We start from the raw sequence: 22,004 nt of genomic DNA, 5'->3' as shown, positions 1-22,004 counted from the left end.
TCCTTTCGGCTGTGAGCCGCCTGAGGACAGGTGTCGTTGACCTTCTTTGCCAATCCGATAACCGGAGAGAGGTATACCGCTCACCGGATGTCGAGCGCGATGAGCGTTTCGTCCAGTACCCGCCGCAGCCGCAGCCCGTCGGCCGCGACAGCCGTGACGAGGGCGGCGGGCCCGGCCAACGGCATGACGCAGGCGTGCTCCCCGAAGACCTGGGCGGTCACCGGCCGCTCGGCGAACTCCGGCCGCACGACCACGACTTGGCCCACAGCACGGTGTCCCGCGAGGACGGCCGGCCCGTCCCAGCCGCCGGGTGCCCCGGGCCCGCAGGCCAGCTCCTGGTCGAGGACGACCCGCCCGGCGACCCGCACGACCAGCCGTCCGGTGAGCCGGCCGGGCTCCTCCCCCGCCCGTCCGAGGACCTGCTCCTCGCGCAGCACCAGCCGGGCGCCGGCGGCCAGGTCCGCCCGCGTGGTGAGGAACAGGTCGCTGCCCTGCGCCGAGATCAACGGCTCGGGCAGCCAGTGCAGTTCGCCGCCGTCGGCGACGGTGAGGCGCACGTCGTAGTGGGCCTCCTCCTTCACCTGACCGGGCAGCGCGATGGTGGCGGCGGCCGAGCCCACCCGCAGCCGGGCGCCGCTCCCGACGTCCGCCTCGACGGCGAACCGGTCACCGCCGAGGGGCCCGCTCATCGCCCCGACGAGCATGACCCGTGCCTCGCCGCCCGTCCCCCGGGTGCGCCGCAGGGCGAGCGGCCCGTCGCTCTCCAGCACCGGCAGAGCGGTCCCCCCGCGCCCGTCGTCCCTCGCCCCGATCCGTGCGGTGGCGTGCACACCGCCCACGTCACGCCGTCCAGCCGGCGAACTGCGCCCGCACCCACGCGGCGACGTCCGCGACCCCGGCCTCGCTCCGCAACGACTGGAAGACGACCGGCAGTTCGGCACGCTGGGCCTTGGCGTCGGCGGCCATCCGGGCGAGGTCGGAGCCGACGTACGGCGCGAGGTCGGTCTTGTTGACGACGAGCAGATCGGCGGTGGTGACCCCGGGCCCGCCCTTGCGCGGGATGTCGTCCCCGCCGGCGACGTCGATGACGAAGATCTGCGCGTCGACGAGCCCCTTGGAGAAGGTGGCGGTGAGGTTGTCCCCGCCGGACTCGACGAGGATCAGGTCCAGCGGCCCGACCTCGTCCTCCAGGTCCTCCACCGCTTCGAGGTTCGCGGAGATGTCGTCCCGGATCGCGGTGTGCGGGCAGGCGCCCGTCTCGACGGCCGTGATCCGCTCGGGCGGCAGCACGGCTTCACGGAGCAGGAACTCGGCGTCCTCGCGGGTGTAGATGTCGTTGGTGACGACGGCGAGGGACAACTCGTCGCGCAGCGCCCGGCAGAGCGCGGCCACGGTGGCCGTCTTCCCGGACCCGACGGGCCCACCGAGCCCGATCCGCAGAGCGCGGCGCGCCCCGTCGCCCCGACGAGCATCGGCACTGACGGCAGCGGGCCCGCGGGGGGAGTGGTCAAGATGCATGGCGAGCGGCTCCTATGTCTTTTAGCCCGTCTGGGGGTCCCCCCTCTGGGGGAGTTTGAGGACGAGGCCCTTTCGGGGCCGAACGGGGGTCTGGGGGCAGAGCCCCCAGGGTCGGGAATGGGAAGGGGCGGCGGGGGCGAGAAAAGCTAGGAGGCGAACAACCGCACCGGCCAAGCCGCATGCACCTCCGCCCCGATCTCCAGCAACGGCGCCGACGCCGCAGGCAGCACGTCGACCCCCGCGGCCGGAACGGCCGCCCCCGCGGACACCGCCCGGTCGACCACTTGGTCCAACTCCGGTGCCAACCGGGCCAGGGCGGCCGTCGCCTCGAACGGGTCGAGGCTCAGCAACCGCACCACGGCCGTCGCCGGTCCGCTCACGCTCTCGTAGACCGCGCAGTACGCGGCGTCCGCGGCGCCGAGGCCGGCCGCCCGCGCCGTCAGCCCCAACACCACGGGCTGATGCGCCCCCTTGGGGAACTCCCGTGCCACGGCGTCGAGTTCGGCGCTCGGCCAGGTCGCCCGGGCGGCCCGCATCAGCTGTCGGCCCAGTTTCCGCGCGGCCGCCCGCAGCGCCGGGGACGGGGTGCGGGCGTCCGCCGCCGCGTCCAGCTCCGCCGGGTCCGCCCCGACGGCCGCCGCCGCGGCCAGCGCCGCCGCCACCAGTCCGGCCGTGTGCAACCGCCCCCGGCAGAAGGCCTCCAGGTCGGCCGCGCCGGTGATCCGGCCCGCCTTCACCGCGGCCTCCGCCCCGCCGGAGTGCGCATGCCCTCCGGCGGGGAAGCGGCCGTCGGCCAGGACGAGCAGTGCTGCCCTCGTCACGTCGACGTCCTCACAGCCGTCACCGCCGTCACCACCCTCAGAACAGGAAGTAGCGCTGGGCCATGGGGAGTTCGGCCGCCGGAGTCGCCTCGACCAGTTCGCCGTCGATGTGCACGGCGAAGCTGTCGGGGTCGACGCGGACGCGCGGCCGGGCGTCGTTCTCCCGCATGTCCGCCTTGGTCACCGCGCGCGTCGACTCGATGGCGACGAACCTCTTGCCCAGTTGCAGCCGCTCCGGAAGTCCGTCCTCGATCGCCAGCGGCGCCACGAAGTTGAACGAGTTGGCGGCCGGGGCGCGGCCGATCGCGCCGAACATCGGGCGCGGCAGGATCGGCTGCGGGGTGGGGATCGACGCGTTGGCGTCGCCCATCTGCGCATAGGCGATCTGGCCGCCCTTGATGACCAGGTGCGGCTTGACGCCGAAGAACGCCGGCTCCCACAGCACCAGGTCGGCGAGCTTGCCGCCCTCGATCGAGCCGATCTCGCGGGCCAGCCCCTGCGCGAGCGCGGGGTTGATCGTGTACTTGGCGATGTAGCGGCGTACGCGGTGGTTGTCCGCCCGGCCGTCGCCGGGCAGCGCGCCCCGGCGCCGCTTCATCACGTGCGCGGTCTGCCAGGTGCGCAGGATGACCTCGCCGACCCGGCCCATGGCCTGGGCGTCGGAGGAGATGATCGAGATCGCGCCGAGGTCGTGCAGTATGTCCTCCGCCCCGATCGTCGAGGGGCGGATCCGCGACTCGGCGAAGGCGAGGTCCTCCGGGACCGCCGGGTTGAGGTGGTGGCACACCATGAGCATGTCGAGGTGTTCCTCGGCGGTGTTCACCGTGTACGGCCGCGTCGGGTTGGTCGAGCTGGGCAGCACATGCGGCTCGGAGACGACGGTCATGATGTCCGGCGCGTGCCCGCCGCCCGCGCCCTCGGTGTGGTACGCGTGGATGCCGCGTCCGGCGATCGCGCCGAGCGTGTCGCCCACGAACCCGGCCTCGTTGAGGGTGTCCGTGTGGATCGCGACCTGGACGCCCGTCCGTTCGGCGACGGTCAGCGAGGCGTCGATGACGGCCGGGGTCGAGCCCCAGTCCTCGTGCAGCTTCAGGCCCAGCGCCCCGCCCCGGATCTGCGACAGCATCGCCTCGTGCGAGACGGTGTTGCCCTTGCCGAGGAAGCCGATGTTCAGCGGGTACTGCTCCATCGCCGCCAGCATCCGGGCCAGGTGCCAGGGGCCGGGCGTCACGGTGGTCGCCTTCGAGCCCTCGGCCGGCCCGGTGCCGCCGCCGACCAGCGTCGTGACGCCCGCGGACAGCGCCTCGTCGGCGATCTGGGGGCAGATGAAGTGGACGTGCGCGTCGACCGCCCCGGCCGTCAGGATCCGCCCGTTGCCGGCGATGATCTCTGTCTCCGGGCCGATCACCAGGTCCGGGTGGACGCCGTCCATCGTGTCGGGGTTGCCGGCCTTGCCGATGCCGGTGATCCGCCCGTCGCGGATGCCGACGTCGGCCTTGACGACACCCCAGTGGTCGACGACGACCGCGCCCGTGATGACGGTGTCGGGCGTGCCGTCTGCGCGCGTAGCGCGGGACTGTCCCATGGACTCACGGATGACCTTGCCGCCGCCGAAGACCGCCTCTTCGCCGGCGAGGCCGGGGCCGCCGCAGCGGTCCTCCTCGATCTCGATCAGCAGGTCGGTGTCGGCGAGCCGGATGCGGTCGCCGGTCGTCGGGCCGAACAGGTCGGCGTAGGCGGCACGCGAGATCTCAGGCATCGAGGGCACCTCCGGTCTCCCCGCGCAGACCGGGCACGACCCGGGCGCCGGCCAGGGGGACGAGTTCGACGTCGACGGGGAGTCCGGGCTCGAAGCGCACGGCGGTGCCGGCGGCGACGTTCAGCCGTTTGCCGCGCGCGGCGGCCCGGTCGAACTCCAGGCCCGGGTTGGCCTCCGCGAAGTGGTAGTGGGAGCCGACCTGGACCGGCCGGTCGGCGGCGTTGAGCACGGTGAGCCGGGTGACCTCACGGCCCGCGTTGTACACGACCGGCTCGTCCGCGAAGAGGATCTCTCCGGGAATCATCGAGGCCCCTCAGACGATCGGGTCGTGGACGGTGACGAGCTTGGTGCCGTCCGGGAAGGTGGCCTCGACCTGCACGTCGTGGATCATCTCGGGGATGCCGTCCATGACGTCGTCGCGGGTGAGGATCTTGCGGCCGGAGGACATCAGCTCGGCGACCGTACGGCCGTCACGCGCCCCTTCGAGGATGTGCGACGTGATGAGGGCCACGGCCTCCGGGTGGTTCAGCTTGAGCCCACGGGCCCGGCGCTTCTCGGCGACGTCGGCCGCCACGTGGATCAGCAGCCTCTCCTGCTCGTGCGGGGTCAGTTGCACGTCCCACCTCACATCCTCGCTCCGGACCGTGCGGGGTCCGGTTGCCGCGGCCACACGGAAAAGCCCCTGGTGGCATGGACGGGCAGGCTAGTTGGACCGCATTTCGAGCAAGTTAACCGAGCTGTGACGTATCCGGCGGGCAGCGGCCCTTCCGCGAGTCGTTCCGAGGGTCACCTCGGGTTCGGGCCCCGGTGTTCCGCGGCGATCCCGAACCGCTGCTGTTCGCGCGGAGCGGACGCGACCTCGCGCACGGCGGAGACCGAGCTGATCACCGGCTCCTCGGCGGGCCGGTCCAGTTCGTCGAGTCGCTCCAGGTCGGAAGCGGAGACGAGGGCGACGAGGGGCTTGCCGTGCCGAGTCACGACGACGCGCTCACCGCCGTACACCACGCGGTTGATCAGGTCGGCGAGCTCAGCCCTGGCTTGCGTCACCGGAATCTCGTAGGCCATGACCCCATTCTAACGTCACGTACGTCCTGTACATTTTTTACAGACACCGACGGACACGAAGAGAAGACATCGAAGGAGGGGGCACGATGCACCGACCGTCCGCCCGCCATGTCCTGCCCGAGTTCACCGAGCGCACGAGCTTCGGGACGCGGACCATGGATCCGTACTCGAAGCTGCTGGAGGAGCGGATCGTCTTCCTCGGGACACCGATCGACGACATCTCGGCGAACGACGTGATGGCGCAGCTCATGTACCTGGAGCACCAGGACCCGGACCGGGACATCGCGCTGTACATCAACTCCCCCGGCGGCTCGTTCAGCGCGCTGACGGCCCTCTACGACACGATCCGTTACGTCGCCTGCGACGTGGAGACGACCTGTCTGGGCCGGGCGGACTCGTCCGCCGCGGTGCTGCTCGCGGCCGGCACACCGGGCAAACGGTTCGCGCTGCCGGGGGCGCGGATGACGATCCGCCAGCCGTCGCTGCCCGGGCCCGTCGAGGGCCAGACCAGCGATCTCGCGATCCAGGCGGAGGAACTGGCCCGCGTCCGGGCGAGCCTGGAGGCGATGCTCGTCCGGCACACCGGACGGACGCCGGAGCAGGTGACCGAGGACATCGAGCGGGACAAGATCCTCACCGCCCCGGAAGCCCTGGAGTACGGCCTGGTGGACGCGGTCATCCCGAGCCGCAGGCCCTCGGCCGGCCCGCAGGGCGGGAGGTGAGCCGCCGATGGTGCCCGAACTGCCGCCGCTGCCCGCCCTGACGCGCGCCGAGGCCGAGTTGATCGACGGTTACCTGGACGTGGTCGACCTGCTCGGCCGGATCAATCCCGCCCACCACGGGGACACGTACCGCTCGCTGCGCGCGGCCCAGGCGCTGGTGGCCAAGGCGACCGCGCTGCGCGACGCGCTGACGCTGATGCACCAGCGGGGCGAGAGCGAGTTCCACGCGCCGACGCTCGCGCGGGCGCTGCGCGTCCTGGACGGGGAGCGCCGAACGGCGCGCGTCACGGTGCCTCCGCTCTCCGACAGTTGACCCGAACCCCGACCCGGCGGCCGGAGCGGACCGCGCTCCGGTCCGGGCGGCGCGCGCCCCGAACGCGGCGTCCGGACCGGAGTTGAAACGGACCAGACGGGTTACCCCTGTTCGGCGTAGAGGCCGTTGCTTTTTCGCGCTCGCCGAAGTTGCGCGAAAGCACCTTTTTCGGGCGGAACAAAAGACTCCGCCGCTGGTCCGGGGCCCTTTGGCATCCTTGACACCTGATCGGCCATCAGGGTGTCCACCCGAACGGGTGAGTGGTGAGTAACCCCACAAATCCCCGGTTCCGTTGGGATTTTCGGACACGAGTGAGCCAAGATCCCTGACTGACGACAAGCCCCCGCCACAGCGGCGGGGCGGTCCGGGCGGACGCCGAGTCCTGCCGCCGCCCGGATGCCCGGTCGACAGAAGTGCATCGGCAGGAGTGGAGGACCCGAGCAAGACGGGTCGCCGGCACGGTCACGCCATGACCGGGCCGAGCAGCCCTTGGGGTGAAGCCGCAGTCGCGGCCGGGCAACTTTGTCAGCCCGAATCCGACAGGTCATCCTTCACAGGCGGCTGACGAAGGGTTGCGCATGACTGCGCTCAATCGTGTCCCGTCGCTCATGGCCCGGGCCGGTACGGCCTCGGCGTTCGCCATCGCCGCCGTGGGCGGCACGGTCGTGGTCCCGGGGCTCGCCTCGGACGCCGCGGCCGCCACACCGGCGACGAAGGCGCTCCAGATCGCGGCCTCCAAGAAGGGCGCTCCGTACAAGTACGGGGCGACCGGGCCGAAGCGGTTCGACTGCTCGGGGCTCACGCTGTACTCGTACAAGAAGGCGGGCAAGAGCCTGCCTCGGACGGCGGCCCAGCAGTACAACAAGACCAAGCACATCACGGCGTCGAGCCGCAAGGCAGGCGACCTGGTCTTCTTCCACTCGGGTTCGAGCGTGTACCACGTCGGGATCTACGCGGGTAACGGCAAGATCTGGCACTCGCCGAAGACAGGAGACGTGGTGAAGCTGCAGAAGATCTGGACTAAGAGCGTCTGGTACGGGCGGGTCCGCTAGGCGCTCCGCTGGAGGCGCCGCGATAGGTCGTGGTTTTGCTGCGGCGGCGTCGTGGCTGGTCGCGCCCGCGCGGCGGAGCCGCAGATGTCAGCGCCTCGCGCCCCTTTGGGGCGCTGGGCCTCCCGGGGCGGTGGTGGCGTCCTGACGCGCTGTCATCGTCCCGGGATCTCGCCCTCCGCCGGGGCCTGTCTCGCCGGGGCCGGGGCCGCGAGGGCTCCGGCCACCGGCTCCGGCGCCGCGGCCGTCCACGGGAGCTCGACGGTGACCGTCTTGCCGCCCTCCCGGGTGGGCCGCACTCTGAGCCTGCCGCCGCACTCCGCGGTCAGCCAGCGAATGATCACCATGCCTCGGCCGTTGTCCTGCTGGACGGCGGCCGGCAGTCGTTTGGGGAAGCGCGGGTGGCTGTCGGTGACACCGATGCGCAAGTGTTCGTCACGGTCGAGGACGAGGTCCACCGTGAAGGTGGGTGACTGCCCGAAGGTGTGCTGTACGGCGTTGGTGGTCAGTTCCGAGACGATCAGCCGGATGGTGTCGGCCGCCTCCGCGTCCGCCGGCAGACCCCATTCTCCGAGGGTGCCGGCCACGAAACCGCGGGCTGTGGAGACCGAGGCGGGATCGCTCGGCAGAGTGACGGATGCTTCCAGGTGATCTGCCATGGCGACGTCGTCCCTTTCCCACGGGACCGGGGTCCGACACGGAGCGGATGGTTCGAGTACGGTCCCGGACTGGTGCTTCTTCGCCAGACTGCCATTACCGCGCCGGTCACGGGTGGCGATCCACCAAGATATGCATATATCTGTCGCTCAATGCGGTGAACTCTGCGACGGCAGAGCGTATTTGGACGGCCCGTAAGGAGTAAGGAGGAGCCCATGCAGCACGGACCCGCGGTGCGCCGCCGGAAGCTGGGCGCCGAACTGCGCAATCTGCGCGCCCACGCGGGCCTCACCAGTGGTGAGGCCGCCCGGCTCGTGGGCTGGCACCAGTCCAAGGTGAGCCGCATCGAGACGGGCACCAGTGGGTCAAAACCGGCCGATGTGCGGTTACTCCTCGACGCCTACGGGGTGGTCGATCCGCAACTGCGCGAGCTGATGCTGGCGTTGGCCGGCGACGACGGCAGCGGCGGCCGGGACCACTGGTGGCACGCCTACCGCGGGGTGCTGCCGCCCACCTACCGGGACTTCATCAGCCTGGAGTCCCAGGCGAGCGCGATGCGCACACTGGAGACGAGTGTGGTACCGGGGCTGTTGCAGACTCCCGAGTACGCCCGTGCGGTGACCAGGGCCGCGGTGGAGGGCGTCACCGAGGATCAGCTCGACACGCTGGTCGAGGTGCGACTGGCCCGGCAGGACGTGCTGCGCGCGCGGCCGCCGCTGGAGCTGAGCGCGGTCCTTGACGAGGCGGTGCTGCGGCGGGAGGTGGGCGGTCCCGAGGTGATGGCGCAGCAGCTCGGTCGGCTCGTGGAGGCCGCGCGGCTGCCCCAAGTGCGGCTGCAGGTCCTTCCGTTCGCCGCCGGGGCGCATATCGGCGTAACCGGGCCTTTCGTTATCTTCTCATTTTCGCGCACTTCTGATCTGGATGTGGTTGTTCTCGACCACTTGACGAGTAGCCTCTATCTCGAACGGAAAGAACACCTCGAGGCCTACACCGAGGCCTTCAACGCCCTTCGGGCGCATGCCCTTTCGCCCGGGGACTCATCGGATTACATCGCCGCGATAGCAGGCGGCGCGTAAGGAGGCACCATGTCCGCAGTACCGCGGAACGTACCTTCCCGTACCGATCCCGACCAGCTCCCGGATGTGCGGTGGCTGCGCAGCAGCTACAGCACGGGAGCGAACAACTGCGTCGAGACGGCCCGGCCGGCCACCGGCCCCTGGGCCGGTCTGCTCGCCGTACGCGACTCCAAGGACCCGGCCGGGCCCGCCCTGCTCTTCTCCCCCGAGAGCTGGACGGGTTTCACGGCCGCGTTGCGCTGACCGCACCGCAGTAGTCGGCGCACCCTCAGCGGCGACCGACCCACCGGTCAGCGGCGACCCACGGCCGTGTGACGCCGACTCATGGTCGCGTCTCGCCGATCACCCGTACAGCGCGTTCCAGCTCGGCCCCGGAGAGGTCCGCCCGGGCGGTCAGCCTGAGGCGTGAGATGCCGTCGGGCACGGAGGGAGGACGGAAGCAGCCCACGGCCAGGCCTGCCGACCGGCAGTCCGCCGCCCACTGCACGGCCTCCTCCGGGGACGGTGCACGCACGGAGACGACCGCGGCGTCCGGACGCACCGCTTCCAGGCCCGCGGCCGTCAGGCGCGCGTACAGCTCGCCCGCCACCGCACGCGCGCGTGGCGCCCGCCGCGGCTCCCTGCGCAGCAGCCGGAGCGCCGCCAGCGCCGCGCCCGCCGCCGCCGGCGCCAGTCCCGTGTCGAAGATGAACGTGCGGGCCGCGTTCACCAGGTGGTCGATCACGCGCGCGGGACCCAGCACGGCCCCGCCCTGGCTGCCGAGCGACTTGGACAGCGTGACCGTGACGACGACGTCGTCGGCGCCCGCCAGACCCGCCGCGTACGGGGCGCCCTGTCCGCCGTCCCCGAGCACGCCGAGGCCGTGGGCGTCGTCCACGACGAGTGCGGCGCCGTGCTCCCGGCAGGCGGCCGCGAGGGCGGCCAGCGGGGCGGCGTCGCCGTCGACCGAGAAGACGGTGTCGGAGACGGCCACGGCCGGTCCGTCGTGGGTGGCGAGCGCTTTGCGCACCGCGTCCGGGTCGGCGTGCCCGACGACCTGGGTCGCGCCGCGGGCCAGCCGGCAGCCGTCGATGAGCGAGGCGTGGTTGCCCGCGTCGGAGACGATCAGCGAGCCGTGCGGGGCCAGCGCGGTGACCGCGGCGAGATTGGCCGCGTACCCGGAGGAGAAGACCAGAGCCGCCTCGAACCCGCAGTGCTCGGCGAGCTCCCGCTCCAGCTCGCCGTGCAGCTCCGTGGTGCCGGTGACGAGCCGGGAGCCGGTCGCGCCGCCGCCCCAGGCCCGGGCGGCCGCCACGGCCCCCTCGACGACCTCGGGATGGCGGGCCAGGCCCAGGTAGTCGTTGCTCGCGAGATCGAGGAGCGGCGAGTCGGCGGGGCGGGGCCGCAGCGTCCGGACGAGTCCGGCCCGGCGGCGCAGCTCCGCCTGCTCGTCGATCCAGCCGAACGCCATGGGTCCTCCGGGGGATTTTGTAGGTAGCGGACAGACCCTAGCGGCCCGGCCGCCCACCCACGGTGTGGCAATACCCACACGTCGAACCGGGTGTGTTGTGCGATCCCTACCTTGGCCCGGAGGAGGTCCGTAGGACAGGATCGGCTCTCATGGACCTGCTGAACACGCTGGTGGACAAGGGGCTTCGGCGCGAGCTGCCGACCCGCGAGGAAGCGCTGGCCGTCCTCGCCACTTCCGACGACGACGTGCTCGATGTGGTGGCCGCGGCCGGCAAGGTGCGCCGGCAGTGGTTCGGGCGCCGGGTGAAGCTCAACTACCTCGTCAACCTCAAGTCGGGGCTGTGCCCCGAGGACTGCTCCTACTGCTCCCAGCGGCTGGGCTCCACGGCCGGGATCCTCAAGTACACCTGGCTCAAGCCGGACGAGGCCTCGAAGGCCGCGGCGGCGGGACTCGCGGGCGGGGCCAAGCGGGTCTGCCTGGTGGCGTCCGGGCGCGGGCCGACGGACCGGGACGTGGACCGGGTCGCGGGCACCATCAAGGCGATCAAGGACCAGAACGAGGGCGTCGAGGTGTGCGCCTGTCTGGGGCTGCTCTCCGACGGCCAGGCGGAGCGGCTGCGCGAGGCGGGCGCCGACGCCTACAACCACAACCTGAACACCTCCGAGTCGACCTACGGCGAGATCACCACGACGCACACGTACGCCGATCGGGTGGACACGGTCCAGAAGGCGCACGCGGCCGGTCTGTCGGCGTGCTCGGGGCTGATCGCCGGCATGGGCGAGTCGGACGAGGACCTGGTGGACGTCGTCTTCTCGCTGCGCGAGCTGGACCCGGACTCGGTGCCGGTCAACTTCCTCATCCCGGTCGACGGCACCCCGCTGGCCAAGGAGTGGAACCTCACCCCGCAGCGCTGTCTGCGGATCCTGGCGATGGTGCGGTTCGTGTGCCCGGACGTCGAGGTGCGCATCGCGGGCGGCCGTGAGGTCCATCTGCGCACGATGCAGCCGCTCGCCCTGCACCTGGCCAACTCGATCTTCCTCGGCGACTACCTCACGACCGAGGGCCAGGCCGGCAAGGCCGACCTGGAGATGATCGCGGACGCCGGGTTCGAGGTGGAGGGCGCGGGGCAGGTCACGCTGCCGGAGCACCGGGTCACGGCGGAGGCGGGCGGCGGCTGCGGGTCGCACGCCGACGCCGGGTGCGGATCGCACGAAGGGGGCGGCTGCGGGTCGCACGCGGGCGGCGGTCTGTGCGGGACGGCCGCTGCCGCGCCGGCCGCGAGCGAGCCCCGAACCGACCTGGTCGCCGTGCGCCGTCGGGGCGCCGGCACCGATCTCGCGCCCAATGCCTGAGCTGCCCCTCTTCGACGTCCCGGAGCTGCTGGCGCTGGACCGGCGGCACGTCTGGCATCCGTACGGGCCGATGCCCGGCCGGGTGGACCCGCTCGTCGTGGAGTCGGCGAGCGGGGTCCGGCTGCGGATCGCCGACAGCTCGGGCTCGCGTGAGCTGGTCGACGGGATGTCGTCCTGGTGGTCGGCGATCCACGGCTACCGCCACCCGGTGCTCGACGAGGCCGTGCGCGAGCAGTTGGGCCGGATGAGTCATGTGATGTTCGGCGGGCTCACCCATGAGCCCGCCGTCCGGCTGGCGAAGCTCCTTGTCGACATGTCGCCCGAGGGTCTGGAGCATGTCTTCCTGGCCGACTCGGGGTCGGTGTCGGTCGAGGTCGCGGTGAAGATGTGCCTGCAGTACTGGCGTTCGCTGGGCCGTCCGGGCAAGCAGCGGCTGCTGACCTGGCGCGGCGGCTACCACGGCGACACCTGGCAGCCGATGTCAGTGTGCGACCCCGAGGGCGGGATGCACGACCTGTGGACCGGGGTGCTGCCCCGCCAGGTCTTCGTGGACCCGCCCCCGGCGGAGTACGAGGAGGCGTACGCCGACGTGCTGCGGGCGGCGATCGAGCGGCACGCCGACGAACTGGCCGCGGTCATCGTGGAGCCGGTGGTGCAGGGGGCCGGCGGGATGCGGTTCCACTCCCCCGCCTATCTGCGGGTGCTGCGCGAGGCGTGCGACGCGCACGATGTGCTGCTGGTGTTCGACGAGATCGCGACCGGGTTCGGCCGCACCGGCGCGCTGTTCGCGGCGGAGCACGCGGCGGTCACGCCGGACGTGATGTGCGTCGGCAAGGCGCTGACCGGCGGCTATCTCACCATGGCGGCGGCCCTGTGCACGTCCAGGGTGGCCGACGGGATCTCGCGGGGCGAGGTGCCGGTGCTGGCGCACGGCCCAACGTTCATGGGCAACCCGCTCGCCGCCGCCGTCGCCTGCGCCTCGCTCGAGCTGCTGCTCGGGCAGGACTGGCTCGCGGAGGTCAAGCGGATCGAGACGGGCCTGCGGGACGGACTCGCGCCCGCCCTGGAGATCCCCGGGGTGCGGGACGTCCGGGTCCTGGGCGCGATCGGGGTCGTCCAGCTCGACCACGAGGTGGACATGAAGGCGGCCACCGAGGCCGCGGTGCGCGAGGGCGTCTGGCTGCGGCCGTTCCGCGACCTCGTGTACACGATGCCGCCGTACGTCACCGGTGACGCGGATGTGGCACGGATCGCGCGCGCGGTGTGCGCCGCGGCGCGGGAGGGATGAGCATGCCGATCCTGGTGATCACGGGAACGGGCACGGAGGTCGGCAAGACCGTCACCACGGCCGCGGTCGCCGCGTCGGCGCTGGCGGCGGGCCGGTCGGTGGCCGTGCTGAAGCCCGCGCAGACGGGCGTCCGGCCGGACGAGCCCGGGGACGTCGAGGAGGTCGCGCGGCTCGCGGGTGCGCTCACCACGGCCGAACTCGCCCGCTATCCGGAGCCGTTGGCGCCGGGGACGGCGGCCCGGCGCTCGGGCCTTGCGCCGGTGCGTCCGCACGAAGTGGCGGAGGCGGCCCAGAAGCTGGCCGCGGAGCACGACCTGGTGCTCGTCGAGGGTGCGGGCGGACTGCTCGTGCGGTTCGACGAAGCGGGCGGGACGCTGGCCGACGCGGCGCAGGCGCTGCGGGCGCCGGTGCTGCTGGTGGCCTCGGCGGGGCTGGGCACGCTGAACACGACGGAACTGACGGCCCGTGAACTGCGGTCTCGGGGCGTGGAGTTGTTGGGTGTCGTCATCGGCGGCTGGCCCGACTCCCCCGACCTGGCGTCCCGTTGCAACGTCGCGGACCTGCCGGAGGTGGCCGCGGCCCCGCTGCTGGGGGCGCTGCCCACGGGGGTCGGCGCCCTCCCGCCCGCCGACTTCCGCACCGCGGCCCCGAGTTGGCTGGCACCACGACTGGACGGAACGTGGGAGGCTGAGGCGTTCCGTGGACAGGCCCTAAGCGGGCGGGGCGAAGTCAGCTACGGTTCGGCAGCGCCCCTTTAGGGGCGCGGGGCGCTGACATATGCGGCTCCGCCGCGATGGGGGTCCCCCCCTCGAGCGCAGCCGAGAGTGGGGGAGCGACCAGCAACGACGGCGCCGCAGCAGAACGACGACACAGCCCGACACAGCGCGGCACTTCCAGCGGAGCGCTTACTCCCCTTCCGCCAGCAGCCGTACGAGTTCGATGCGGGAGCGGATGCCCAGGCGGGTGAAGACGCCTCGCAGGTGGTGGTCGATGGTGCGGGGGCTGAGGGCCAGGCGGGCGGCGATCTCGCGGTTCGTGGCGCCGTCGGCCGCGAGGCGCGCGACCAGGAGCTGCTGGGCGGTCAGGTGGGTCGTCGGGCGTTCGCCCGCCCGGGTGGAGGCGGCGGGGGCGCCGAGCGCGCGGAGCTCTTCGCGGGCGACCTCGACGCAGTGCGGGGCGTCGAAGGACTCGAACGCCTCCAGGGCGCTGTGCAGCCGGTCGCGGGCCTCCGCGCGCCGGCGCAGTCTGCGCAGCGCACTGCCGAACAGCAGTTCCGTGCGGGCGCGTTCGAAGGCGCGTGTGCCGTCGGCGTGCAGGTCGAGGGCGGTGCGGTAATGGGCGAGGGAGTCTTCGCCGGGGGTGAGCAGGGCCCGGCAGCGGGCGCTGAGGGCCAGGTCGTCGGGGCTGTCGACGGCACGGGCCCAGCGGTCGTAGTCGGCGTGCGCGGCGCGGGCGATACGGGTGTCGCCGGTGCGGGCGGCGGCCTCGACGTAGTGCGGGGTGGCCAGATGACGGATGGCCCGATGGCCGTGGCCGGGGCCGGAGCCCGCGAGCGCGCGCAGCCGGGTCGCGGCGGCGTCGTAGCGGCCGTGGCCCAGGTCGAGGAAGGCCAGCGCCCACTGCGCCAGCGCGGCGGGCAGCCCCAGGCCGTGGGCGACGGCGTACGAGCGGGCGGCCGCGGCCCGCTCCCGGCACAGGTCGGCCTCGCCGGTGAGCGCGGCGAACATCGCCAGGGCCGCCTGCAGATGGCAGGCCCCGTTGTCCTGTCCGGTGGCGTACGCCTGGCGCAGGGCGTCCAGCGCGGCCGCCTCGGCGGCGCGCGGGCGGCCGGTCCAGAAGTCGGCGTAGGCCCGGAACTCCAGGGCCTGGGACACGGCGGGGGTGACGCCCCGGGCACGGGCGGCGGCGGCCGCGCGGACGGTGGCGGTGGCGGCGCGGGCGTGGTCGCCGAGCAGAAGGGCGGCGATGCCCGCGTGGACGAGGAGGGTGGGGTCGCCGCCCGGTCCGCACCGTCCGGCGGTCGCCTCCAGCAGGTCGCGCGCGTCCTCGTACCGCCCGTCGACGGCCGCCGCGATTCCGCCCAGGACACCCGGCGGGTCGATGCCCGAGTGCCGGGCGAGGGCCGCCGCCTCACGACATCGACGCAGGTCACCGGTGTAGACGGCGGCTTCCGCGGCGCGGGCGAGGAGGTGGCCGACGGGGGCGGCGGGGTCGGCCGCCCGGGCCAGGACCTGTGCGGCGGCGGCATCGGCGCCGCCCGTGTCCTGCGTCTGGGCCGCCCGCGTCGCCCCTGCGAGCAGCGCGTCGAAGGCCTCCCCCGCGTGTCCGGTCCGTAGGGCGAGGACGCCGGTGAGGGCGTCGGCGTCGGTGCGGGCGGCCAGGGCGCGGGACCGGTCGCCGTCGCCGCGGTGCCAGGCGTCGGCCGCCGCCCGGGCGTGCAGGCGGGACTGTTCACGGGGGTCCGTGCACAGGGCGGCGGCCCGTTCGGCGAGGGCGCCCGAGAGCGCCGGGTCGTCGGCGGCGCGGGCCTGGGCGGCGGCGGCCGTCAACTCGGCGGCGAGCCGCCCGCTGGGGCCGAGCGCGCCCGCTCCGCGGTGCCAGGACCGCCGGGGCGTCTCCGCGGGGCCGTGCAGGACGCGGGCGAGCAGCCGGTGCGCGTCGCGCCGGTCGGCGGGGACGGCCGTCTCGTAGGCGGCGATCCGGGTCCAGGCGTCCCGGAAGCCGACCCCGCCGGCCGTGGCGTAGGCGAGGCCCGCCGCCTCGGCCGCCTCCAGGGGCCGGGTGTCGAGTCGGGCGGCGGCGACGGCCCGCAGGAAGGCGTGGGTGGGCACCGGGTACTGGTCGGCGGCGGCCAGCAGGAGCAGCAGCCGGGTGTCGTCGGGCAGGGCCCGGACCTCCCGGCGGTGGGCGCGCAGGATCTCGGGGGCGAGGTCGACGGGTTCGGCCGGCAGCGGGTCGAGGCCGGCCGTCTGACGGTCGGTCAGCCGGGAGGCGAGTTCGACGGCGGCGCGCGGGTCGCCGTGCACCAGGCGCAGCACGCGCACACGGACGCCTTCGGGCAGCGCGGCGACCGGGCGCCGGAACGCGTCCGGGGGCCTCGGTGGCGAAGGGCGGTCAATACGTGGGGGGTTCACCGGTGTCACCACACGACTGACGTTACTGGCGAGTTAATTGAGCCGTAAAGACCGGCGATTTCACCGATGCGGCGCGCGTAGACCCGCCGGACACTCCGAGCAACCCCATACGTTTCAGGAGGCATCATGCAGCGCTCCAAGCGTCGCATCGCCGCGGCTGTCTCGGCCGTGGCCTCTTCGCTCCTTCTGTCACTGTCGTTCTCGGCCCCCACAGCCCGAGCCGCGACCCACGACCCGATCGTCTTCGTACACGGCCTCAGCTCCTCCTCCAGCAGCTGGAACGACTGGGTCGCCGACTTCAAGGCCGACGGCTACACGGCCGCCGAGCTGGACGCGTGGACGTACAGCTGGTCCCAGTCCAACGCCACCACCGCCGCCCAGCTGAACACCGAGATCAAGAACGTGCTGGCGAGAACCGGCGCGAGCAAGGTCGACGTGGTCGTCCACTCCATGGGGGCGCTCAGCTCCCGCTACTACCTCAAGAACCTCGGCGGGACCGCCTACGTGGACGACTTCGTCTCCGTGGCGGGCACCAACCACGGGACGTCGGTGGCCTCGTGGTGCAGTTGGCTGTACACCTCCTGCGCCGAGATGGTCACCGGAAGCTCGTTCCTCACCTCGCTCAACTCCGGTGACGAGACGCCCGGCAGCGTGAACTACGCGACCTACTGGTCGAACTGCGACGCGGCCATCGATCCGGACTCCTCGGCCCTGCTGAGCGGGGCCACGAACGTCGGCGTCGGGTGCATCTCGCACAACGACATGAACAACGACTACGGCGTCTACGAGCAGGTGCGCGACTTCATCCAGTGAGCCGCTCGCCGGGTCGGGCCCCGCGGGGCCGGCCCGGTCGGCGCAGTGTGCGACGGGAGGGTGCGACGGGCCTGCCCGGGGAAGAATCCCGGTAGGCCCGTTCTGCCCGGGAGGTCGCCATGCCGCTGCGTTTCACCGGCTCCGGGTCCGCCAAGGCGCCCGGTGACTCCGTCCACCATCCCCTCTTCGCCCGTTGCTACGCCCGGTTCGGCGCGGCCGCGGAGACCCGCGGCGGGCTGTCCGGGGTGCGGGACGGGCTGCTCGCCGGGCTCTCCGGCCGGGTCATCGAGATCGGCGCGGGCAACGGACTGAACTTCGCGCACTACCCGGCCGCCGTCTCGGAGGTCGTCGCGATCGAACCGGAGCGCATGATGCGGCAGTTGGCGCTGGAGGCGGCCCTGCGCGCCGAGGTGCCCGTGGACGTCGTGCCGGGAGTGGCGGAGGCGCTGCCGGTCAAGAGCGAGGCGTTCGACGCGGCGGTGGTCTGTCTGGTGCTGTGCAGCGTGCGGGACGTGCCGCGGGCGCTGGCCGAGCTGCGGCGGGTGCTGCGGCCCGGGGGCGAGGTGCGGTTCCTCGAACACGGTCCGGGCGGCGGGCGGGCGATGCGGTTCACCCAGCGTGCGCTGGACCGCACGGTGTGGCCGTACCTGGCGGGCGGCTGCCGGCTCGGCCGGGACGCGGTCGGCGCGCTGCGCGACGCCGGGTTCGAGCCGGGCCCGTACCGGCGGATGCTGCTGCCGGAGAACGGGCCGCGGCTGCCGTTCTCCTACTGTGTGACGGGCACCGCCCGGCGGCCTTCGGAGGAGGCCGGCTGAGGGCTCACGGCCGCACGTGGCTCACCCGCTCCACCGGCGCAGTTCGCGCGCGATGTCGGCCACCGACGCCTCCCCGGTCTTCGCCAGCCGGGCCAGATCGCGGACCTGTTCGGGCGAGGTCGTGACCTTCAGTCCGCTGGCGACGAGATAGGCGTACGCGACGGCGCAGGCGAACAGGGCGTTGGAGCGTTCCAACGCCGGGACGTGGATGAGCAGTTGGAGCAGCGAGGCGGCGCGGGCCTGCGGGTCGTCGTATACGGGGACGTCGAATATCTCGGCCCGGTGGCGGGCCACGGCCGCGACCAGCGCTCCCCAGTCGGTGACCTGAGGGTCTCCCGGTGTGTTCTGTTCGGCGAGCATGAGCAGCCAGGCAAGGTCGATACGAAGGTCGCTCAAGGGATCAGCGGCGACCTTCGCGCATGCTGCCCTCGCGTTCCGCGCCGAACTCCTCGACGAAGACCGTCTCGTACTGCTTCATGAAGTCACTGGCCGCTTCGACGAACGTATGTCCGATTTCCCCGGCGTCCTGTCTGACCAGCTCTTCGATATAGCGGTTGACGCTCATGCCGCGGGCCGTGGCGCGCTCACGGGCGACCTGGGCCGTGCCCTCGTCGACGCGTACGTTCAGCTGGGTCTTCGCCATACCTCGACGCTAGCGCCGAGGTGCTAGCAGCGGCAAGGGCGCGCCGCAACGGAAAAGTGATACCGCCTGTGCGCCGGGTCACACTAGTCTCGGCACGTCGACGCGACGGAGGAGGCAACCTTGTCCACACCCGACGGGATCGCGGCCCGCGCCCACGGCCTGACCAAGGCGTACGGTTCCGGCGAGACCACGGTGCTGGCCCTGGACTCGGTGGACGTGAGCATCGCGCGCGGCCGTTTCACGGCGGTCATGGGGCCCTCGGGCTCCGGGAAGTCCACGCTGATGCACTGTCTGGCCGGTCTCGACAGCGTCTCGGCCGGTCAGGTGTGGCTCGGCGACACCGAGATCACGGGGCTGAAGGACCGGGAGCTGACCCGGCTGCGGCGGGACCGGATCGGGTTCATGTTCCAGTCGTTCAATCTGATCCCGACGCTGAACGCGGCCGAGAACATCACCCTGCCGATGGACATCGCAGGTCAGAAGCCCGACCAGAAGTGGCTCGACCAGGTGATCGACACCCTGGGCCTGCGGGACCGACTCAAGCACCGGCCGTCGCAGCTGTCCGGCGGCCAGCAGCAGCGGGTGGCCTGCGCCCGGGCGCTCGCCTCCCGCCCCGAGCTGATCTTCGCGGACGAGCCGACCGGCAACCTGGACTCGCGCGCCGGGCTCGAAGTCCTCGCGTTCCTGCGCGAGGCCGTCGACAACCTGGGCCAGACGGTCGTCATGGTCACCCACGACCCGGGGGCCGCCGCCCACTCCGACCTGGTCCTCTTCCTGGCGGACGGCCGGATAGTGGACCAGATCGAGCGCCCTACGCCAGAGGCGGTACTCGAACGCATGAAGCGTTTCGACGTCACCCGCGCACCGGTCGACGGCACGGCCCCCGAGGAGAGCTGACCCGGTGCTGAAAGCCACGCTGAGGAGTTTCCTCGCCCACAAGGGGCGGCTGCTGCTGTCCGCGCTCGCGGTCGTCCTGTCGGTGGCCTTCGTCGCGGGCAGCCTGATCTTCTCCGACACGGTGACGCGCACCTTCGACCGGCTCTTCGCGTCCACGGCGGCGGACGTGACGGTCGAGCCCAGGGACGACCTGAGCTCGGCGGTGCCGTCCGGCGCGGTCCAGACGCTCCCGGCCTCGCTCGCCGGTCAGCTGGCCCGGGTGGACGGGGTCGCGTCGGCTCACGCGGACGTGAGCGTGGAGAACATCACGGTCGTCGACAGCGACAACAAGTCCGTCGGGCCGACCACCGGCGCGCCCACCATCGCCACGGACTGGTATCTCACCGACCGCAGCCCGGTGAAGCTGACCTCCGGCCACGCCCCGCGCGGCGCCGGCGAAGCCATGCTCGACGCCGACACCGCCGACAAGAAGCATGTGAAGATCGGCGACACCCTCACCGTGATGGCCCAGCCGGGCTCGTTCAAGGTGGAGATCGTCGGCATCGCCACCTTCACCACCACCAACCCGGGCGCGGCCCTGGTCTTCCTGGACTCCAAGACCGCCGCCGCCCAGCTCCTGGGCTCGGCGGACAAGGCCACGGCCGTCTCCGTCGACGCGGCGCAGGGGGTGAGCGACGAGGTGCTCAAGCAGCGCGTCGTCGCCGCCCTCGGCTCCGGCGCGTCCGCAGACGGGTCCGCCGACGAGTCCTCGGGCGGGTCCTCCGGCGGGTACGAGGTGAAGACGGCGGACGAGCAGGCGGAGTCGTCGGCGGAGGCCCTGGGCGGGTTCCTCGACGTGATCAAGTACGTGATGCTCGGCTTCGCCGGGATCGCCGTGCTGGTCGGCGTGTTCCTGATCGTCAACACGTTCTCGATGCTGATCGCCCAGCGCACCCGGGAGCTGGGACTCCTGCGCGCCCTGGGCGCGGACCGCCGCCAGGTGCGCCGCTCGGTGCTGACCGAGGCGGTGCTGCTCGGGCTGGTCGGCTCCACGCTGGGCCTCGCCGCCGGCATCGGTCTCGCGGCCGGGCTGATCAAGCTGATGAGCGCGTTCGGCATGAACCTGAAGACCACGGAGATGGTCGTCGGCTGGGGCACCCCGGTGGCGTCCTACGTCGTGGGCGTCGGCGTCACCTTCGTGGCGGCCTACCTCCCGGCCCGGCGCGCCGCGACCGTGTCGCCGATGGCGGCCCTCGCGGACGCGGACATCGCCGGGGTGGGCCGGCCGCTGAAGGTGCGCGCCATCGTGGGCACGGTCGTCGGGGCGCTCGGCGCGGCCGCGCTCGTCGGCTGCGTGAGCTCGTCGGAGACGGCGTCCGCGGCCTCCCTGCTGGGCCTGGGCGTGATCCTCACACTCATCGCCACCGTCATCGCGGGCCCGATCCTGGTCCGCCCGGTGATCCGGGTCCTCGGCGGCGCGTTCCCCGCGCTGTTCGGGCCGGTCGGCCGGATGAGCCAGCGCAACGCGCTGCGCAACCCGCGCCGTACGGGCGCCACGGCGGCCGCGCTGATGGTCGGCCTCGCCCTAGTGGGCGGGATGTCGGTGGCCAGCGCCTCGATGTCCAAGTCGTTCGACGAGCAGATCGACAAAACGCTGGGCGCCGACTTCGTCGTCCAGAACGCCAACTTCACCCCGTTCTCCGCGGAGGTGACGAACGCGGTGCGCGACACCGAGGGCGTCGGCCTCGTGGTCCGCCAGCGGTTCGCGCCGATCGCCGTCCGGCTGCCCGACGGCGAGCGCGTCGAGACGACCGCCACCGGCTACGACGACCAGGTCGACGACGTCGCGCACGTCACGTACGCCGAGGGCGACACCGCGGCGGCGCTGGCCCCGGGCGCCATGGGCATGGACGTGGACTTCGCGAAGGACCACGGCGTGAAGCTCGGCAGCGTGCTCCCGGTGGAGTTCCCCGGCCGCCAAACGACGTCGCTGAAGGTCGGCGCGCTCTCCGACCAGGACGCGGCCGACGGCTTCGGCACCCAGGGCGGGCTGTTCTTCGGGATCGCGACCGTCGAGAAGTACGTGCCGGGCGGACAGGACTCCGCGCTGTACGTGAACGCGGCCCCCGGCACCACGGCCGACCGGCTGCGCCCCCGGCTCGACAAGACGCTCGACGCGTATCCGCAGGTCCAGGCCCGTGACCAGGCCGACTACAAGAAGCTGGTGCACGACCAGATCGCCGTCCTGCTGTACCTGGTGTACGCGCTGCTCGGACTCGCGATCGTCATCGCGGTGCTCGGCGTGGTCAACACCCTGGCGCTGTCGGTGGTGGAGCGGACCCGGGAGATCGGGCTGCTGCGCGCCATCGGGCTGGGCCGGCGGCAGTTGCGCCGGATGATCCGGCTGGAGTCGGTGGTGATCGCGGTGTTCGGCGCGGTGCTGGGGTTGGCGCTCGGCCTGGTGTGGGGCGTGTGCATACAGCAGGTGCTGGCGTTGCAGGGCATGAAGGCCTTCGCCGTCCCGTGGGGCACGCTCGTCGGGGTCGTCGTGGGCTCCGCGGTCGTCGGCGTCGTCGCAGCGCTGCTGCCCGCGCTGCGCGCGTCGCGGATGAACGTGCTGGCGGCCATCGCCCACGAGTGAGGAAGCCCGGAG

At 72.6% G+C, this 22,004-nt stretch carries 24 protein-coding genes and 1 riboswitch; of the genes, 12 read left to right on the top strand and 12 right to left on the bottom strand.

The window, feature by feature from the left end:
• Nucleotides 1-80: 80 nt before the first annotated feature.
• The 7 genes from ACWCPF_RS32080 to ACWCPF_RS32050 form a co-directional block, all read right to left on the bottom strand.
• Nucleotides 81-839: an urease accessory protein UreD gene (locus ACWCPF_RS32080; protein ID WP_451048605.1), complete on the bottom strand. Its 759-nt coding sequence runs from the start codon at nucleotides 837-839 to the stop codon at nucleotides 81-83.
• A 1-nt stretch (nucleotide 840) separates the two neighbouring features.
• Complete coding sequence (gene ureG / locus ACWCPF_RS32075) at nucleotides 841-1,518, bottom strand: urease accessory protein UreG (RefSeq protein ID WP_451048604.1); 678 nt, start codon at nucleotides 1,516-1,518, stop codon at nucleotides 841-843.
• Nucleotides 1,519-1,664: 146 nt separating this feature from the next.
• A complete protein-coding gene (locus ACWCPF_RS32070; RefSeq protein ID WP_451048603.1) occupies nucleotides 1,665-2,339 on the bottom strand; it encodes an urease accessory protein UreF in 675 nt (224 codons plus the stop codon).
• 37 nt (nucleotides 2,340-2,376) lie between these two features.
• Entirely contained in the window at nucleotides 2,377-4,098 is a 1,722-nt protein-coding gene (locus tag ACWCPF_RS32065; RefSeq protein WP_451048602.1) for an urease subunit alpha, read from the bottom strand.
• A complete protein-coding gene (locus tag ACWCPF_RS32060) occupies nucleotides 4,091-4,402 on the bottom strand; it encodes an urease subunit beta (protein ID WP_451048601.1) in 312 nt (103 codons plus the stop codon). The genes ACWCPF_RS32065 and ACWCPF_RS32060 overlap by 8 nt, the downstream gene beginning before the upstream one ends.
• A gap of 9 nt (nucleotides 4,403-4,411) precedes the next feature.
• The gene (locus tag ACWCPF_RS32055) at nucleotides 4,412-4,714 is read right to left on the bottom strand and encodes an urease subunit gamma (protein WP_168506700.1); all 303 of its coding nucleotides are present in this window, start codon (nucleotides 4,712-4,714) and stop codon (nucleotides 4,412-4,414) included.
• Between the two features lie 170 nt (nucleotides 4,715-4,884).
• A complete protein-coding gene (locus tag ACWCPF_RS32050; RefSeq protein WP_351910567.1) occupies nucleotides 4,885-5,163 on the bottom strand; it encodes a type II toxin-antitoxin system Phd/YefM family antitoxin in 279 nt (92 codons plus the stop codon).
• An 86-nt stretch (nucleotides 5,164-5,249) separates the two neighbouring features.
• Between ACWCPF_RS32050 and ACWCPF_RS32045 the strand changes: the two genes are divergently transcribed.
• The 3 genes from ACWCPF_RS32045 to ACWCPF_RS32035 all read left to right on the top strand — a co-directional run bounded on the left by ACWCPF_RS32045 (nucleotide 5,250) and on the right by ACWCPF_RS32035 (nucleotide 7,250).
• Nucleotides 5,250-5,885 (top strand): ATP-dependent Clp protease proteolytic subunit, encoded by a 636-nt coding sequence (locus tag ACWCPF_RS32045; protein WP_451048600.1) that lies wholly within the window; start codon nucleotides 5,250-5,252, stop codon nucleotides 5,883-5,885.
• Nucleotides 5,886-5,892: 7 nt separating this feature from the next.
• Nucleotides 5,893-6,198, top strand: a complete 306-nt coding sequence (locus ACWCPF_RS32040) for a hypothetical protein (RefSeq protein WP_451048599.1) — start codon at nucleotides 5,893-5,895, stop codon at nucleotides 6,196-6,198.
• A gap of 404 nt (nucleotides 6,199-6,602) precedes the next feature.
• A riboswitch (cyclic di-AMP (ydaO/yuaA leader) is annotated at nucleotides 6,603-6,773 on the top strand.
• Nucleotides 6,774-6,776: 3 nt separating this feature from the next.
• A complete protein-coding gene (locus tag ACWCPF_RS32035) occupies nucleotides 6,777-7,250 on the top strand; it encodes a C40 family peptidase (protein WP_450949370.1) in 474 nt (157 codons plus the stop codon).
• Between the two features lie 152 nt (nucleotides 7,251-7,402).
• On the opposite strand, the gene ACWCPF_RS32030 is transcribed toward ACWCPF_RS32035, so the two are convergent.
• A complete protein-coding gene (locus tag ACWCPF_RS32030; RefSeq protein WP_451048598.1) occupies nucleotides 7,403-7,906 on the bottom strand; it encodes an ATP-binding protein in 504 nt (167 codons plus the stop codon).
• A gap of 213 nt (nucleotides 7,907-8,119) precedes the next feature.
• On the opposite strand from ACWCPF_RS32030, the gene ACWCPF_RS32025 reads away from it, so the two are divergent.
• Nucleotides 8,120-8,980, top strand: a complete 861-nt coding sequence (locus ACWCPF_RS32025) for a helix-turn-helix domain-containing protein (protein ID WP_451048597.1) — start codon at nucleotides 8,120-8,122, stop codon at nucleotides 8,978-8,980.
• Between the two features lie 9 nt (nucleotides 8,981-8,989).
• Complete coding sequence (locus ACWCPF_RS32020) at nucleotides 8,990-9,223, top strand: DUF397 domain-containing protein (protein ID WP_451048596.1); 234 nt, start codon at nucleotides 8,990-8,992, stop codon at nucleotides 9,221-9,223.
• A 79-nt stretch (nucleotides 9,224-9,302) separates the two neighbouring features.
• On the opposite strand, the gene ACWCPF_RS32015 is transcribed toward ACWCPF_RS32020, so the two are convergent.
• Nucleotides 9,303-10,430 carry an 8-amino-7-oxononanoate synthase gene (locus tag ACWCPF_RS32015; protein WP_451048595.1) on the bottom strand — a complete coding sequence of 376 codons (1,128 nt, stop codon included), beginning with the start codon at nucleotides 10,428-10,430 and terminating at the stop codon, nucleotides 9,303-9,305.
• A gap of 149 nt (nucleotides 10,431-10,579) precedes the next feature.
• Here ACWCPF_RS32015 and bioB point away from each other — a divergent pair, with 149 nt between their 5' ends.
• The 3 genes from bioB to bioD are packed head-to-tail and all read left to right on the top strand — an operon-like array spanning nucleotide 10,580 to nucleotide 13,828.
• Entirely contained in the window at nucleotides 10,580-11,782 is a 1,203-nt protein-coding gene (gene bioB / locus ACWCPF_RS32010) for a biotin synthase BioB (RefSeq protein ID WP_451048594.1), read from the top strand.
• Nucleotides 11,775-13,070, top strand: a complete 1,296-nt coding sequence (locus ACWCPF_RS32005) for an adenosylmethionine--8-amino-7-oxononanoate transaminase (RefSeq protein ID WP_451048593.1) — start codon at nucleotides 11,775-11,777, stop codon at nucleotides 13,068-13,070. The genes bioB and ACWCPF_RS32005 overlap by 8 nt, the downstream gene beginning before the upstream one ends.
• Nucleotides 13,071-13,072: 2 nt before the next feature.
• Nucleotides 13,073-13,828 (top strand): dethiobiotin synthase, encoded by a 756-nt coding sequence (gene bioD / locus ACWCPF_RS32000; protein ID WP_451048648.1) that lies wholly within the window; start codon nucleotides 13,073-13,075, stop codon nucleotides 13,826-13,828.
• A gap of 147 nt (nucleotides 13,829-13,975) precedes the next feature.
• Here bioD and ACWCPF_RS31995 read toward each other — a convergent pair whose 3' ends face one another.
• The gene (locus ACWCPF_RS31995) at nucleotides 13,976-16,216 is read right to left on the bottom strand and encodes a LuxR C-terminal-related transcriptional regulator (RefSeq protein ID WP_451048592.1); all 2,241 of its coding nucleotides are present in this window, start codon (nucleotides 16,214-16,216) and stop codon (nucleotides 13,976-13,978) included.
• A 114-nt stretch (nucleotides 16,217-16,330) separates the two neighbouring features.
• Here ACWCPF_RS31995 and ACWCPF_RS31990 point away from each other — a divergent pair, with 114 nt between their 5' ends.
• Together ACWCPF_RS31990 and ACWCPF_RS31985 are read left to right on the top strand one after the other, a co-directional pair.
• Nucleotides 16,331-17,017 carry an esterase/lipase family protein gene (locus ACWCPF_RS31990; protein ID WP_451048591.1) on the top strand — a complete coding sequence of 229 codons (687 nt, stop codon included), beginning with the start codon at nucleotides 16,331-16,333 and terminating at the stop codon, nucleotides 17,015-17,017.
• 119 nt (nucleotides 17,018-17,136) lie between these two features.
• A complete protein-coding gene (locus ACWCPF_RS31985) occupies nucleotides 17,137-17,832 on the top strand; it encodes a class I SAM-dependent methyltransferase (protein WP_451048590.1) in 696 nt (231 codons plus the stop codon).
• 21 nt (nucleotides 17,833-17,853) lie between these two features.
• Here the strand turns inward: ACWCPF_RS31985 and ACWCPF_RS31980 are convergent, their stop codons facing one another.
• Nucleotides 17,854-18,228, bottom strand: coding sequence for a fic family toxin-antitoxin system, toxin component (locus ACWCPF_RS31980; protein ID WP_451048589.1), 375 nt, complete (start codon nucleotides 18,226-18,228; stop codon nucleotides 17,854-17,856).
• Between the two features lie 4 nt (nucleotides 18,229-18,232).
• On the bottom strand, nucleotides 18,233-18,475 hold the full coding sequence (locus tag ACWCPF_RS31975) for a toxin-antitoxin system HicB family antitoxin (protein ID WP_351910595.1): 243 nt from the start codon (nucleotides 18,473-18,475) through the stop codon (nucleotides 18,233-18,235).
• Between the two features lie 120 nt (nucleotides 18,476-18,595).
• Between ACWCPF_RS31975 and ACWCPF_RS31970 the strand changes: the two genes are divergently transcribed.
• On the top strand, nucleotides 18,596-19,372 hold the full coding sequence (locus tag ACWCPF_RS31970) for an ABC transporter ATP-binding protein (protein WP_451048588.1): 777 nt from the start codon (nucleotides 18,596-18,598) through the stop codon (nucleotides 19,370-19,372).
• Nucleotides 19,373-19,376: 4 nt separating this feature from the next.
• Nucleotides 19,377-21,992 carry an ABC transporter permease gene (locus ACWCPF_RS31965; protein WP_451048587.1) on the top strand — a complete coding sequence of 872 codons (2,616 nt, stop codon included), beginning with the start codon at nucleotides 19,377-19,379 and terminating at the stop codon, nucleotides 21,990-21,992.
• Nucleotides 21,993-22,004: the final 12 nt, after the last annotated feature.

This window comes from Streptomyces sp. NPDC001858 (genome assembly GCF_053594615.1).
The sequence above is the reverse complement of the archived record's forward strand: the minus strand, read 5'-3'. Positions and strand labels throughout refer to the sequence as shown.